This is a genomic window from Pseudomonas sp. ABFPK, from assembly GCF_001586765.1.
Taxonomy (GTDB): domain Bacteria; phylum Pseudomonadota; class Gammaproteobacteria; order Pseudomonadales; family Pseudomonadaceae; genus Aquipseudomonas; species Aquipseudomonas asiatica.
Genome location: NZ_LQXW01000021.1, coordinates 20688 through 33304, shown reverse-complemented (window position 1 = coordinate 33304; position 12617 = coordinate 20688). Strand labels below are relative to the sequence as shown.

The window sequence follows — 12617 nt, the reverse complement described above, 5'->3', positions numbered from 1 at the left end:
CCTTGACAGATGAACCCAGTATACGACGCGGGAAAAGATCCCACACCAACTGTGACCATATCCCTGACGAGATGAGGGATAGTCGTCGGCGCTCATTGCATTCGCGTTGAGTGGGGCTGCCGTGTATCCGAACCTGGCCTCATACAGGCCCGCCCCGTGGGCGCTGCATGAGACCGTTCAGAGCCAGTCAGCTCCTGCTGTTGTCATCACCCGGTTCGCCACCCAGATGGTCGCCACGATCATCACCAGGTTCATCACCAACGTGATTGCCGTGGTCATCGCCAGGCTCACCGCCAACATGATTGCCATGATCGTCCCCGGGCTCACCGCCAACGTGATTGCCATGATCGTCACCGGGCTCACCGCCAACGTGATTGCCGTGATCGTCCCCAGGCTCACCGCCAACGTGATTGCCATGATCGTCACCCGCTTCAGCGTGGTTGCCGCTGCGCCCAGAGTTCGAGGAGCCGTCATGGCCGCGCCCACTGTTGCCGGCATGGCCATCTCCATGCCCACCAGCGCCGTGGCCGCCGCCTTCACCGCCATGGCCGCCACCACCACCGCCGTGACCACCACCACCACCACCGCTACCACCGCCACCACCGTGGCCACCGCCGCCACCACCATGGCCTCCACCGCCACCACCGTGGCCACCGCCGCCACCACCGTGACCACCGCCGCCGCCACCATGGCCACCACCACCCCCACCATGGCCACCGCCGCCACCTCCGTGACCGCCTCCACCACCACCATCCTTGGCGTAGGCGCTGGAGCCATTGGAAATCGAGTCAGGGACCAGAACGATGGAAGTCGACAGCACGCCAGCAACGGCAGCCGCCAATATCGCTTTTTTGAACAGCACATGGATTTGCATATTTCGTCTCCAGGTCGTCGCCGTGAGAAACGCCAAATCAAGCCGGGAATCCTGTGTCAGCTTCTTTCTTTTCATTCTGTGGGAATTTTTCCCACATGAAATTAATAGACCGCCACCCCCCGAGATTCAAGCAGCGCACGGAGAAGCCGACCGGTGGTTGGCCTGCTATGTTTGCCTTATCGTCATGGAGGAACACCGGCATGCATTCGGTACTGACGCTGCAAACCCCGCGCTTGAGTGACTACGGCGAACTGGTACAGGTGTGGGAAGAATCGGTACGCGCCACCCACGACTTCTTGCCGGATAGCTACATTGCCTTGCTGCGCGACCATGTGCTGCGTCGCTACCTCGACGCAGTGATGCTGATCTGCTGCAAGGACCGCCAACGCATCTGTGGTTTCGCCGGCGTTGCCAACGGGCGCGTGGACATGCTGTTCGTCGCACCGGACTACCGTGGCAAAGGGGTTGGCAAGCGCCTGCTGCACTATGCGATCGACGAACTGAATGCCGAGCGCCTGGACGTCAATGAACAGAACCCGCAAGCCCTGGGCTTCTACCTGCATGAGGGCTTCGAGGTGATCGGCCGTTCGGAAACCGACGGCCTGGGGCAACCCTACCCGCTGCTGCACATGCGCCTGCGCAAAACGGCGTAAATGACACAGATTCCCAGCCCCTCTGCCGCGCAGGCAGGTACAATGCAGGTCTTTCCCTGCCTTTGCGAATTGCCGTCATGTCCGAACCCGTCCGCCTGTCCAAACGCCTTATCGAGCAGCTTGGCTGCTCCCGCCGCGAGGCCGAGCTGTATATCGAGGGCGGCTGGGTCACGGTCGATGGCGTGGTGGTCGAGCAACCGCAGTTCAAGGTCGAGCAGCAGCGCGTCGAACTGCTGCCGGGTGCCCGTGCCGAAACGCTGGAACCAGTAACCCTGCTGCTGAACCAGGCGGCCAACGTGGACAGCGAAACTGCCCGTGCCAGCATGAACATGGGCACCCTCAGCGAAACCCACCGCGAAGGCGTGCGCGCACTGCACGGGCATTTTGCCCGGCAGGCCTGCGTGGCTCCGCTGGAGCGCGGTGCCAGCGGCCTGCAGGTATTTACCCAGGACTGGCGGGTAACCCGCAAGATCGACGCCGACCTGCGCCGCCTGGAACAGGAATTCATCGTTGAAGTGCGCGGCGAGACCACACCCCAGGCGCTGGAACGCCTGGCGCGCGGTGCCACCCGCAATGACCGCGAGCTGCCTAAAGCCAAGGCCAGCTGGCAGAACGAGACCCACCTGCGCATGGCCCTGAAAAACCCGCAGCCCGGGCAGATCGCCGAGCTGTGCGCCTACCTGCGCCTGGAGCTGGTAGGCATGCGCCGCATTCGCCTGGGCGGCGTATCGATGGGCAAGTTGCCCCTGGGCCAGTGGCGCTACCTGGCCACTACCGAACGTTTCTAAGCAATACGCCGCGCCACAGGTGCGGCACCTGAACAGGATTCTGCAACAATGAACCACAACGACGTCCTGCGCAGCCTGCGCTACATGCTCAAGGTGAATGACGCCAAGATGGCCGAAATCATCGGGCTATCCGGCCTCGACGTGCATCCACTGGTGCTGGCCACCTACCTGAAGAAGGAGGACGAGGAAGGCTTCGTGCGTTGCCCGGAACGGGTCATGGCGCACTTTCTCGACGGCTTGGTGATCCACCGTCGCGGCAAGGATGACAGCCGCCCGCCGCAGCCGATCGAGCTGCCGGTAACCAACAACCTCATCCTCAAGAAGCTGCGGGTGGCCTTCGAGCTCAAGGAAGATGACCTGCATGCGATCCTCAAGTCGGTCAATTTCCCGGTCAGCAAGCCCGAGCTCAGCGCACTGTTCCGCAAGGCCGGCCATGACAACTACCGCCCGTGCGGCGACCAGTTGCTGCGCAACTTCCTCAAGGGCCTGACCCTGCGCGTGCGCGGCTGATTGGCCATGCAGCATACGGTTACCCCGGTCGGCATCATCCGCTCCTGTTTCAAGGAAAAGTTCGCCATCCCGCGCCAGCCGCAACTGGCGCCCGCCGCACGAGGCGTGCTCGAGCTGCTGCCGCCGTTCGACCAGGGCGATGCGGTCGAGGGGCTGGAACAGGTCAGCCATGTCTGGCTGCTGTTCCTGTTCCACCAGGCACTGGAAGACAAACCCCGCCTGAAGGTGCGGCCACCGCGCCTGGGTGGCAACAAGAGCATGGGTGTGTTCGCCACCCGCGCCACTCACCGGCCCAATGGCATCGGCCAGTCGGTGGTGCGCCTGGAAGGCATGGAGCCAGGGCGCCTGCTGCTGTCTGGGATCGACCTGCTCGACGGTACGCCGGTGCTGGATATCAAACCGTATGTGCCGTACGCCGATAGCATCCCTGGCGCCAGCAACCAGATGGCCAGCCAAGCGCCTGTCGCGATCGCCGTTCAGTGGGTCGACAACGCCCTGCCCCAGGCCCGCGAACATGCACTGCGCCTGGGTGAACCGCTGGTGGAGCTGATCGAGCAGTGCCTTGCGCAGGACCCACGGCCGGCCTACCAGATGCCGCCGGCCGAGCGGGTGTATGGGGTGAAGTTCTGGGATGTGCAGGTAAGGTGGCATTACCCGCAGCCGGACGTGATCCGGGTGCTGGAGGTGGTGCTGGCCTGACCTCTGGACTGTACGCGGTCTTCGCGCCTGTACGCGGTCCCTTGTAGGAGCGGCCTTGTGTCGCGAAAGGGGCGCGTAGCGGCCCCAGGATCTCGGCCATCCTGCAAGGTTGCCGGGGCTGCTACGCAGCCCTTTCGCGACACAAGGCCGCTCCTACAGAGGACCGCGCACAGGTATGAAGGCACATGAAAAAGGCGACCCTGAGGTCGCCTTTTTCTTTTCACCATCCCGCGATCAGCGAGCCGGGCCTTCAGCCACGCCCAGGTCGTCGGTCGGACGGGTATCGACCAGCGGCGCACCACCGGAGGCCAGCTCCGATGCCAGCTTGTCGTTGTCCATTTCCTTCACCCACTTGGCCACGACCACGGTGGCAACGGCGTTGCCAACCAGGTTGGTCAGCGCGCGGGCTTCGGACATGAAGCGGTCAATGCCGAGGATCAGCGCCAGGCCGGCAACCGGCAGGTGGCCAACGGCCGACAGGGTGGCGGCCAGGACGATGAAGCCCGAACCGGTAACACCGGCAGCACCTTTGGAAGCCACCAACAGCACCAGCAGCAAGGTGATCTGGTGAGTGATGTCCATGGTGGTGTCAGTGGCCTGGGCGATGAACACCGCAGCCATGGTCAGGTAGATCGAGGTGCCATCGAGGTTGAACGAGTAACCGGTCGGGATCACCAGGCCAACCACCGACTTCTTCGCACCCAGGCGCTCCATCTTGGCCAGCATGCGTGGCAGGGCCGACTCCGAGGACGAAGTGCCCAGCACGATCAGCAGTTCTTCACGGATGTAGCGGATCAGCTTGAGGACACTGAAGCCGTGGGCGCGGCAGATACCGCCCAGCACCACCAGCACGAACAGCAGGCAGGTGATGTAGAAGCAGGCCATCAGGTAGCCCAGTTGCACCAGCGAGCCAACGCCGTACTGGCCGATGGTGAAGGCCATTGCACCGAAGGCACCGACCGGGGCCAGTTTCATGATCATGTTGATGATGTTGAACATGACATGGGCGAAGCGGTCGATCATGTCCAGCACCGGCTTGCCATAGCTGCCCAGGCGGTGCAGGGCGAAGCCGAACAGCACGGAGAACATCAGCACTTGCAGGATGTCGCCGTTGGCGAAGGCGCCGACCACGGTGTTCGGGATGACGTTAAGCAGGAAGCCGACAGTGGTCTGCTGCGCGCCGGCGGCGGCGTAGGCAGCCACGCTGCTGGCGTTCAAGGTGCTGACATCGATGTGCATGCCAGCGCCCGGCTTGACCACGTTGACAACGACGAGGCCGATGATCAGGGCGACCGTGGAGACGATTTCGAAGTACAGCAGCGCGTAGCCGCCGGTCTTGCCGACCGACTTCATGCTCTGCATGCCGGCGATGCCGCTGACCACGGTGCAGAAGATGATCGGGGCGATGACCATCTTGATCAGTTTGACGAAGCCGTCCCCCAAGGGTTTGAGGGCGACGCCCGTCTCCGGATAGTAGTGGCCGAGCAGGATACCGATGGTGATGGCGACCAACACCTGGACATACAGGGATTTGTACAGCGGCTGACGTGTCGTCATGGCTAATTTTCCTCAAGTGTGCCGGTTCACCCTTCCCAGGGCGATGGGGCACCTGAATCGCTAACCCTCCTGCACCCGGAGGGATTTGTCGTTGTGTTCGAGCTGCCTGGGCAGGCCTCTGCGAGGATCAATAGCAAGGGTGGTGCCAAAATGCCCACGAAGGGTGCAAGTGCCGTATTTGCGAGGGATAAACGCCCAACGACGGGGCGAATTGCCTGAGGAAGGCTGGCGGATTTCCGCCCGGTGGCGGGATTTGTACAGGGGCATTGGCGGGAATCCGCCCATTGTGGTTTGCCTGTGCCGGCCTCTTCGCGGGTAAACCCGCTCCCACAGGAACCGCACAGGTCTCGAGTGCAGTGCACCCCTGTGGGAGCGGGTTTACCCGCGAAGAGGCCGGCCAAGCCAGCAAATCACTCGAGGTTGAAGGTGATCCTGAACGCAGCACCCCCCAGAGGAGAATCCCCCAGGCTCAGCTCGGCGTCATAGCTGTCGACGATATCCTTGACCACTGCCAGCCCGATCCCCTGCCCCGGGTGCTGGCTGTCCAGGCGCTCCCCACGCTCCAGAATCCGCTCACGCTGGTCCGCCGGCACCCCCGGTCCGTCGTCCTCGATGCACAAGGTCAACCGCCCAGGCGCCTGCTCCAGGCTCACGCGCACCTGGCCCAGGCTCAGGCGGTAGGCGTTCTCCAGCAGGTTGCCCAGCAGCTCCAGCAACGCGCCCTGCTCCATCGGCACCTGCGCCGCATCGGGCAGTTGCAGCGTCACGTCCACCCGCTTGTCCCGGTACACCTTGGCCAAGGTGCTGCACAGGCTTTCGAGCAACGGCCGCAGCAACACGCTGTGGCGCACCAGGCCGCTCTTGCGCAGGCTGGCGCGTTGCAACTGGTAGTCGATCTGCTGGCTCATGCGCTCGATCTGGCTCTGCAGCACGCGCGCCTGCTCGCGCTCGCCGCTACGCTGCTGCAGGCTTTCGCCCACCCCTTGCAACACCGCCAGCGGCGTCTTCAGGCTGTGCGCCAGGTCATCGAGCGAATCACGGTAGCGCTGACGCTGCTCGCGCTCGCTGCGCAACAGGCGGTTCAGCGAGCCGGTCAGACGCAGCAGCTCCCGTGGGTGTTCGCCGCTCAGGCCATCCCGCACTCCCGACTCCACGTCGTCCAGCTCGTGGCTGAGCCGGCGCAACGACCGCAAGCCCCAGGTCAAACCGGCCCACAGCAGCACCAGCAGCGCCAGCAAGGCCGCGCCAAAGCCCAGGTAGAGCTTTTCGCGCAGGCCATCAAGGGTGTGCTGGTACTCGCGCACAGGTTGCAAGGCAACGATGCTGTAGGCGGCGCTCTGGCCACCCAGCAGCTTGATCTCGACGTCGTACACAAAGAACTCTTCGCCGTCGGCCTGGTGAATGCGGGCGAATTCGTTGCCGCGGCCGTCGTAGCGCGGGCGGTAGTTGATGTTTTGCGCGGCGGTTGCCCGCGACTGCCAGACCAGCTTGCCGTCGCGGTCGAAGATATAGCCGAGCAAGCCGGTGTACGGCAGGTTGTAGCGCTCGTCCGGCAGCAACGTCGGCATCTGCAGTTGGCCGTGTTCGATACGCGCTGCGGAAATCAGCGTGGTCACATCCGAGGCCAGGCGTTGTTCGATCGACTCCTGCAGGGCCAGGCTGAAGGCCTTCTGCAAGGCCGGCAGCAACGCCAGCATGAACAGCAGCGCCAGCACCGCGGCCGCCAGCATCAGGCGCACCCGCAGCGAACGGATCATCGGCAGCGCTCGGTGAACAGGTAGCCCAGGCCGCGCACGGTGTCGATCGGTTTGAAGCCGTGCTCGCCCTCGAGCTTGCGCCGCAAGCGGCCGACCAGCACTTCGATGACATTGGGGTCGCGTTCCTCGTCACCTGGGTACAGTTGCTCCATCAGGCGGTCCTTGGCCACCACCTGCTGGTGATGGCGCATGAGGTATTCGAGGATGCGGTATTCGTAGGCGGTCAGGGCCAGGGGCTGCTCGTCCAGCGTCGCCTGCTTGCGGTTGAGGTCGAGCACCAGCGGGCCGGCGGCAATGGTCGACTGGGTGAAGCCGCTGGAGCGGCGCAGCAGGGCGTTCAGGCGTGCCTCGAGTTCTTCGAACTGGAACGGCTTGACCAGGTAGTCGTCGGCACCGGCGGCCAGGCCCTCGACCTTGTCCTGCCAGTTGCCCCGGGCGGTGAGGATGAGAATGGGGAAGGTCTTGTCCTGGCTGCGCAGCCGCGTGATCAGTTCCAGCCCGCTGATGCCGGGCAGGCCCAGGTCGATGATGGCCAGGTCGAAGTGGTATTGCCCGGCCTGGTAAAGCGCCTCCTCGGCATCGGCGACCGCCTCGACCACATGGCCGCCTTCGCCCAGGCGGGTGTAGAGGTGATGGCGAAGCAGGGCTTCGTCCTCGACCACCAGCAGTTTCATGTGCAGCTCCTTGATATGTATTGCCTGTACCGGCCCTTTCGCGGGTAAACCCGCTCCCACAGGTACTGCACAGGTTTGAAGAACTGCGCGATCCCTGTGGGAGCGGGTTTACCCGCGAAGAGGCCGGTACAGGATAACCCGGCTCGCCCGTCAGAACTTGTAGCTTGCAGCCAGGTAGGTCTGCGCGCTGCTGGTCAGGCGCAGGGTGCCGTCCTTCGGCCCGCCGTGCGCACCCACTTCGGTGGCGGCATTGGTACGCAGGTAACGGTAGCCCAGTTCCACAGAAGCCTTGTCGGTGATGTCCTGGATCACGCCGGCCTGCAGGCCATAGGCGTAACCGTAGTCGGTATCCCGGCTGGCCCCCGGCGAGTCCTGGGTCAGCTTGGTCACGCCCAGGCTGCCGCCGCCGAACAGCTTGGTGGTATCGCCCACCGGCAGGAACAGGTCGTAGCTGCCCAGCAGGTTTTCCTGGCGCAGCTTCAGGCCGCTGTGGTCGCCCGAGACATTGTCGTAAGACATGTAGTAGCGGCCCTGGTCATTGATCTTGCCCACTCGCACGCCCCAGGTGTCGTCCTTGCCGATGATGCCGTCGGCGTTGAGGTGGTCGGTGTTGCGCTGCAGCAGGCCGGACTTGCGAACCTTGTCGCTGGTCTGGCCGTAGGTCAGGCTGGCGAAGTTGTCGTCAGCGGCCTGTGCGGTGGTGATGCCAGCGGCGCAGACGGCCATGGCGGCAAGCAGGGTGTTGAAGGTTTTCATGGCTGGATACTCCAGTTGAGTGCGCTGTTTCGGTCTGGAAGCTAGAGTAAGCAGGGCACCCTGAACCGCGACTGAACCCTGGCTGAACCCCGGCTGAACGAACCGTTTGAAGAACAAGGAGTAGTGACCATGCGCGCCCTGCTGGCCTTGACCCTGATGTGCAGCGCCGCCCTCGCCCAAGCGGCGGTACAAACCCGCGAGATCCCCTACCAGGACGCCGACGGCAATCGCCTGGTCGGTTACTACGCCTATGACGACGCCATCGAAGGCAAGCGCCCCGGCATTGTCGTGGTGCATGAATGGTGGGGGCTGAACGACTATGCCAAGCGCCGCGCCCGCGACTTGGCAGCACTGGGCTACAACGCCCTGGCCATCGACATGTATGGCGACGGCAAGCAAACCGAGCACCCTGCCGACGCCAAGGCATTCATGACGGCAGCGATGAAAGACCCCAAGGCCGCGGAGCGGCGCTTCGATGCCGGCCTCGAACTACTGAAACTGCAGCCGAACACCAACAAGCACCAGTTGGGGGCGGTCGGTTATTGCTTCGGCGGCAAGGTGGTACTGGATGCCGCACGCCGCGGCGAAAAACTGGACGGCGTGGTGAGCTTCCATGGCGCACTGGCCACCCAGACCCCGGCCAGGCCTGGGGTGGTACGCGCGGAGATCCTGGTCGAGCACGGCGCGGCAGATAGCATGGTTACTCAGCAGCAGGTGGAGGCATTCAAGGCCGAGATGGATGCAGCCAAGGTCAACTATGAGTTTGTCAGTATCGAAGGGGCCAAGCATGGGTTTACCAACCCGGATGCAGACCGGCTGAGCCATGGCGAGCATGGCGGGCCGGATATCGGCTACAACAAGGCGGCGGATGAAAGATCGTGGGCGGATATGCAGGCGTTCTTCAAGAAGGTGTTCAAGTAAACAACGCGAGGGGCCGCTTTGCGGACCAATCGCCGGCAAGCCAGCTCCCACAGGGGCCGCGCAAAGCTTGGGCCGTGCCCTGTACCTGCGGGAGCTGGCTTGCCGGCGATTGGGCTGCAAAGCAGCCCCTGCGATCCGATCTCCCACACCGTCGCCTCGGCTGGCACAATACCCACCATGAACACACTTCCCGCCTGCTGCGCCCCGCTCCAGCACCACTGGCCCCTGCCCCGCCCCCTACCCGGCGCGGTGCTGGTCAGTTGCGCCTTCGACCCCGCCCGCCTGGCACCCGATGATTTCCAGCGCGCCGGTGTCGTGCCAGGCGACAGCCTGCAGCGCTCGGTGGCCAAGCGCCAGGCCGAGTACCTGGCCGGCCGGGTATGTGCCCGCGCCGCGCTGCAGCGCCTGGACGGCCGTGACTACGTGCCCGGCACCCACGAGGACCGCTCACCCATCTGGCCCGCCGGCATCCACGGCTCGATCACCCACGGTAAAGGCTGGGCTGCTGCCGTGGTTGCTGCCGAGGGCAGTTGCCGGGGCCTGGGCCTGGATCAGGAAGCGTTTCTGGATGACCAGCGTGCCGAGCGGCTGATGGGCGAAATCCTCACCCCGCCCGAGCTCGAACGCCTCGACCACCGCCAGCTCGGCCTTGCCGTCACCCTGACCTTCTCGCTGAAGGAAAGCCTGTTCAAGACGCTCTACCCGCTGACCCGCCAGCGCTTCTACTTCGAGCACGCCGAAGTGCTGGACTGGTCCGCCGACGGCCTGGCCCGCCTGCGCCTGCTCACCGACCTGTCGCCGCAGTGGCGGCATGGCGCCGAACTGCAGGGCCAGTTCTGCCTGCAGGACGGCCACCTGCTCAGCCTGGTCAGCGTCTGACCGTCACAGCGGTGCCTGCTGCCGTGGCCAGTTCAGGCTGAAGCAGGCGCCACCCAGCGCGGCGCTGCGCCCCACTGTGGCTCGGCCCGCGTGCCAGTAGATGATCCGCCGCACGATCGACAAGCCCAGGCCATGCCCGCCCGAAGCGCGGGTACGGCTGTCGTCGAGGCGGGTGAACGGTGTGAAGATACGGTCCCAGACGCCCTCGGGGATCCCCGGGCCGTCATCCTCCACATCGATGCGGCAGCGTTGCTGCCCCAACTGGTAGCTCAGGCGCACCTCGGCCTCGGCGTGGCGCATGGCGTTGCCCACCAGGTTCTGCAGCGCCCGGTGCAGGTAGCGCGGTTCGGCTTCGACCCAGGCGCCTCCGCCATCGGCACCCTGGCACTCACCGCGCACCACCCTTACCTCGGCACGCAACGGCGCGAGTTCTTCGATCACCCGGTCGAGCAAGGCGTCCAGGTCTACCCGCTCGAACTTCAGCGCCGGTGCGCCCTGCTCCAGGCGGGCGTAAGTGAGCATCTCGTCGACCAATTTGTCGAGGTCCTGGATATCGCCGTCCATGCCCGCCAGGTGCTTGGCCCGGGCCTGCTCGGTGGTGGCACTTTCGATCATCTCCAGGCCAAAGCGCAGACGTGCCACTGGCGTGCGCAGCTCGTGGGAAACCGCCCGCACCAGTTCGCGCTGCATGGTCAGCGAGCGCTGCAGGTGCTCGGCCATGCCGTTGAAAGCCGCGGCCAGACGCCCCACCGAGTCGGCGCCGCCGGCCGGCACGCGGGTGTCCAGGCTGCCTTGGGCGATGCGCGTGGCGGCAATCTCCAGGCCCGACACGCGCCGCTCCAGTTGGCGTACCAGCAGGTAGACCACCAGGCCGATCAGGCACAGACCAAGAAAGGTTATCAGGATCAGCAACTGCGGCGGATAGGGGTTGAGCTGGTACAGCGGGCCGATTTCCAGTACCCAGGGCGAACCCGCCAGCCCGGCGAACACACGGATCGAGTCGCCATCCTTGCCCAGGGCCATGACCGTGTCGCCCTCCTCGACCCGGCGCCGCTGGTCATCGTCCAGGCTCACCCGCTCGATGCGCTGCAGGGCCACGCCAAAGCCGAAGCCCTTCTCTTTCTTGATCTGTGCCAGGCGCTGCTGCTGTTCGGTCACCGGGTAGCGCACCAGTTCGTCGGCCAGCAGATAGAGGGTGGCCCGCGCCAGTTGCTCGCTGATCTGTTTGATCTGCGCCACAAGCATCAGGTCTTCCTGGCCGACCTTGCGTAGCACCTCGGCCGCATGCGGGCCAGTCTTCTCGACCACCACCAGGCCGCGGTACAGGCGCGCCCGCTGGCCGCCATCGAGTGTGCGCGCGGTCATGGGCTGCAGCGCCAGTGGCACGCCGAGCAGGCGCTCCCAGATCAGCAGCGAGCGCTTTCGCTCGGTATCGTTCTGCAGCGCCAGGTTGTCGGCCATCAGGCTGAAGGTGCCCTGGGCCAGGCCTTCTCGGTGCTGGGCGGCACGCACTTCGTTGACCAGGTGCAGGCTGAGTACACCGAGCAGGGCCACCAGCACCAGCACGGCCAGCATGCCGCCATAGATACGCAGGAAGATCGAATTGTTCATGGGGCCTCGCCGACGAACAGGTAGCCCTTGCTGCGAAGGGTCTTGATCAGCCTTGGCTGGAGCGGGTCGTCGCCGATCTTTGGGCGGATCTTGGAAATGCGTATGTCGATGGAACGGTCCTGCCCGTCGTAGCCGACCCCACGTAGCGCGGTGAAGATCTGCTCGCGCGTCAGCACCCGGCCGGCGTTGCTGGCCAGCAGCCAGAGCAGGTCGAATTCGGCGCCGGTCAGCTCTATCAGCTGTTCGCCCAGGCGCGCCTCGCGCAGGCGATTGTCGATGCGCAGCGCGCCGAAGGCCAGGTCCTGGCGCTTGCTGTCCGGTGCTTCGCTGCGCCGCAGCAGTGCCTGGATACGCGCCAGGAGGAGCCGTGGGCGTACGGGTTTGCAGACATAGTCATCGGCCCCAAGGTCCAGGCCCTGGACCTGGTCGAGTTCATCGCTGCGGGCGGTCAGCATGAGGATCGGGCCGGGGTACTGGCTGCGCACCCGACGACAGATGCTCAGACCGTCCTCGCCGGGCAGCATCAGGTCGAGAATGACCAGGTCAGGCTGGCTGTCGACGATGCGCCGCGCGGCGCGAGCGCCATCGCCCTCGACGCTGATTTCGTAGCCGTTGGCCTGCAGATACTCGGCGGTGAGCTCGGCCAGGCGCTGGTCGTCTTCGACAATGAGAATGCGGGGTGCGGGGTGGTCCATGGCTTGTGCCTTATCTTGTTGTTCTTCTGTTGCCTGCACCGGCCCCTTCGCAGCACAAGGCTGCTCCTACAAGGTATGGCGCTCCCCGGTAGGAGCAGCCTTGTGCTGCGAAGGGGCCGGTGCAGGCAACATAACCCTTTAACCAAAAGGCAACATCTGCTTCGGATACTACGTCCCGCCCCCGGGCACTGCCAACCTGCCAGCAGCCCCTCGACTGAACCGTTTTTTGTGATAGGGTTCGCG

13 protein-coding genes are annotated in these 12617 nt (G+C 64.7%); 6 read left to right on the top strand and 7 right to left on the bottom strand.

Annotated elements, in window-relative coordinates:
• Positions 1–187: 187 nt before the first annotated feature.
• On the bottom strand, positions 188–874 hold the full coding sequence (locus WM94_RS30790) for a hypothetical protein (RefSeq protein ID WP_256207022.1): 687 nt from the start codon (positions 872–874) through the stop codon (positions 188–190).
• A gap of 200 nt (positions 875–1074) precedes the next feature.
• On the opposite strand from WM94_RS30790, the gene WM94_RS14860 reads away from it, so the two are divergent.
• The 4 genes from WM94_RS14860 (at position 1075) to tsaA (ending at position 3524) form a co-directional block, all read left to right on the top strand.
• The gene (locus WM94_RS14860) at positions 1075–1527 is read left to right on the top strand and encodes a GNAT family N-acetyltransferase (RefSeq protein ID WP_003257379.1); all 453 of its coding nucleotides are present in this window, start codon (positions 1075–1077) and stop codon (positions 1525–1527) included.
• 77 nt (positions 1528–1604) lie between these two features.
• Positions 1605–2315, top strand: a complete 711-nt coding sequence (locus WM94_RS14855; RefSeq protein WP_061551549.1) for an rRNA pseudouridine synthase — start codon at positions 1605–1607, stop codon at positions 2313–2315.
• Between the two features lie 48 nt (positions 2316–2363).
• Positions 2364–2825 (top strand): DUF1456 family protein, encoded by a 462-nt coding sequence (locus WM94_RS14850; protein ID WP_013973832.1) that lies wholly within the window; start codon positions 2364–2366, stop codon positions 2823–2825.
• Between the two features lie 6 nt (positions 2826–2831).
• Positions 2832–3524: a tRNA (N6-threonylcarbamoyladenosine(37)-N6)-methyltransferase TrmO gene (gene tsaA, locus WM94_RS14845; RefSeq protein ID WP_061551548.1), complete on the top strand. Its 693-nt coding sequence runs from the start codon at positions 2832–2834 to the stop codon at positions 3522–3524.
• 234 nt (positions 3525–3758) lie between these two features.
• On the opposite strand, the gene WM94_RS14840 is transcribed toward tsaA, so the two are convergent.
• The 4 genes from WM94_RS14840 to WM94_RS14825 form a co-directional block, all read right to left on the bottom strand.
• Positions 3759–5081 carry a dicarboxylate/amino acid:cation symporter gene (locus tag WM94_RS14840; RefSeq protein WP_013973834.1) on the bottom strand — a complete coding sequence of 441 codons (1323 nt, stop codon included), beginning with the start codon at positions 5079–5081 and terminating at the stop codon, positions 3759–3761.
• A gap of 410 nt (positions 5082–5491) precedes the next feature.
• Positions 5492–6838 (bottom strand): ATP-binding protein, encoded by a 1347-nt coding sequence (locus WM94_RS14835; protein WP_061551547.1) that lies wholly within the window; start codon positions 6836–6838, stop codon positions 5492–5494.
• Positions 6835–7512, bottom strand: a complete 678-nt coding sequence (locus WM94_RS14830) for a response regulator (RefSeq protein WP_004375868.1) — start codon at positions 7510–7512, stop codon at positions 6835–6837. The genes WM94_RS14835 and WM94_RS14830 overlap by 4 nt, the downstream gene beginning before the upstream one ends.
• A 150-nt stretch (positions 7513–7662) precedes the next feature.
• On the bottom strand, positions 7663–8268 hold the full coding sequence (locus WM94_RS14825; protein WP_061551546.1) for an outer membrane beta-barrel protein: 606 nt from the start codon (positions 8266–8268) through the stop codon (positions 7663–7665).
• Between the two features lie 129 nt (positions 8269–8397).
• Between WM94_RS14825 and WM94_RS14820 the strand changes: the two genes are divergently transcribed.
• Positions 8398–9189, top strand: coding sequence for a dienelactone hydrolase family protein (locus tag WM94_RS14820; RefSeq protein ID WP_015271495.1), 792 nt, complete (start codon positions 8398–8400; stop codon positions 9187–9189).
• A 177-nt stretch (positions 9190–9366) separates the two neighbouring features.
• Positions 9367–10068, top strand: a complete 702-nt coding sequence (locus WM94_RS14815; protein WP_061551545.1) for a 4'-phosphopantetheinyl transferase — start codon at positions 9367–9369, stop codon at positions 10066–10068.
• Between the two features lie 3 nt (positions 10069–10071).
• Here the strand turns inward: WM94_RS14815 and WM94_RS14810 are convergent, their stop codons facing one another.
• Positions 10072–11679: an ATP-binding protein gene (locus WM94_RS14810; protein ID WP_061551544.1), complete on the bottom strand. Its 1608-nt coding sequence runs from the start codon at positions 11677–11679 to the stop codon at positions 10072–10074.
• Positions 11676–12374 (bottom strand): response regulator transcription factor, encoded by a 699-nt coding sequence (locus tag WM94_RS14805; RefSeq protein ID WP_015271498.1) that lies wholly within the window; start codon positions 12372–12374, stop codon positions 11676–11678. Before WM94_RS14805 ends, WM94_RS14810 begins: the two co-directional genes overlap by 4 nt.
• Positions 12375–12617 lie beyond the last annotated feature (243 nt).

Excerpts from the sequence above, each read along its gene's own strand:
- WM94_RS14815 (WP_061551545.1), top strand. The coding sequence starts at position 9,367 with ATGAACACACTTCCCGCCTGCTGCGCCCCGCTCCAGCACCACTGGCCC.
- WM94_RS14830 (WP_004375868.1), bottom strand. The coding sequence starts at position 7,512 with ATGAAACTGCTGGTGGTCGAGGACGAAGCCCTGCTTCGCCATCACCTC.
- WM94_RS14810 (WP_061551544.1), bottom strand. The coding sequence starts at position 11,679 with ATGAACAATTCGATCTTCCTGCGTATCTATGGCGGCATGCTGGCCGTG.
- WM94_RS14860 (WP_003257379.1), top strand. The coding sequence starts at position 1,075 with ATGCATTCGGTACTGACGCTGCAAACCCCGCGCTTGAGTGACTACGGC.
- WM94_RS30790 (WP_256207022.1), bottom strand. The coding sequence starts at position 874 with ATGCAAATCCATGTGCTGTTCAAAAAAGCGATATTGGCGGCTGCCGTT.
- tsaA (WP_061551548.1), top strand. The coding sequence starts at position 2,832 with ATGCAGCATACGGTTACCCCGGTCGGCATCATCCGCTCCTGTTTCAAG.
- WM94_RS14835 (WP_061551547.1), bottom strand. The coding sequence starts at position 6,838 with ATGATCCGTTCGCTGCGGGTGCGCCTGATGCTGGCGGCCGCGGTGCTG.
- WM94_RS14805 (WP_015271498.1), bottom strand. The coding sequence starts at position 12,374 with ATGGACCACCCCGCACCCCGCATTCTCATTGTCGAAGACGACCAGCGC.
- WM94_RS14820 (WP_015271495.1), top strand. The coding sequence starts at position 8,398 with ATGCGCGCCCTGCTGGCCTTGACCCTGATGTGCAGCGCCGCCCTCGCC.
- WM94_RS14855 (WP_061551549.1), top strand. The coding sequence starts at position 1,605 with ATGTCCGAACCCGTCCGCCTGTCCAAACGCCTTATCGAGCAGCTTGGC.
- WM94_RS14850 (WP_013973832.1), top strand. The coding sequence starts at position 2,364 with ATGAACCACAACGACGTCCTGCGCAGCCTGCGCTACATGCTCAAGGTG.
- WM94_RS14825 (WP_061551546.1), bottom strand. The coding sequence starts at position 8,268 with ATGAAAACCTTCAACACCCTGCTTGCCGCCATGGCCGTCTGCGCCGCT.
- WM94_RS14840 (WP_013973834.1), bottom strand. The coding sequence starts at position 5,081 with ATGACGACACGTCAGCCGCTGTACAAATCCCTGTATGTCCAGGTGTTG.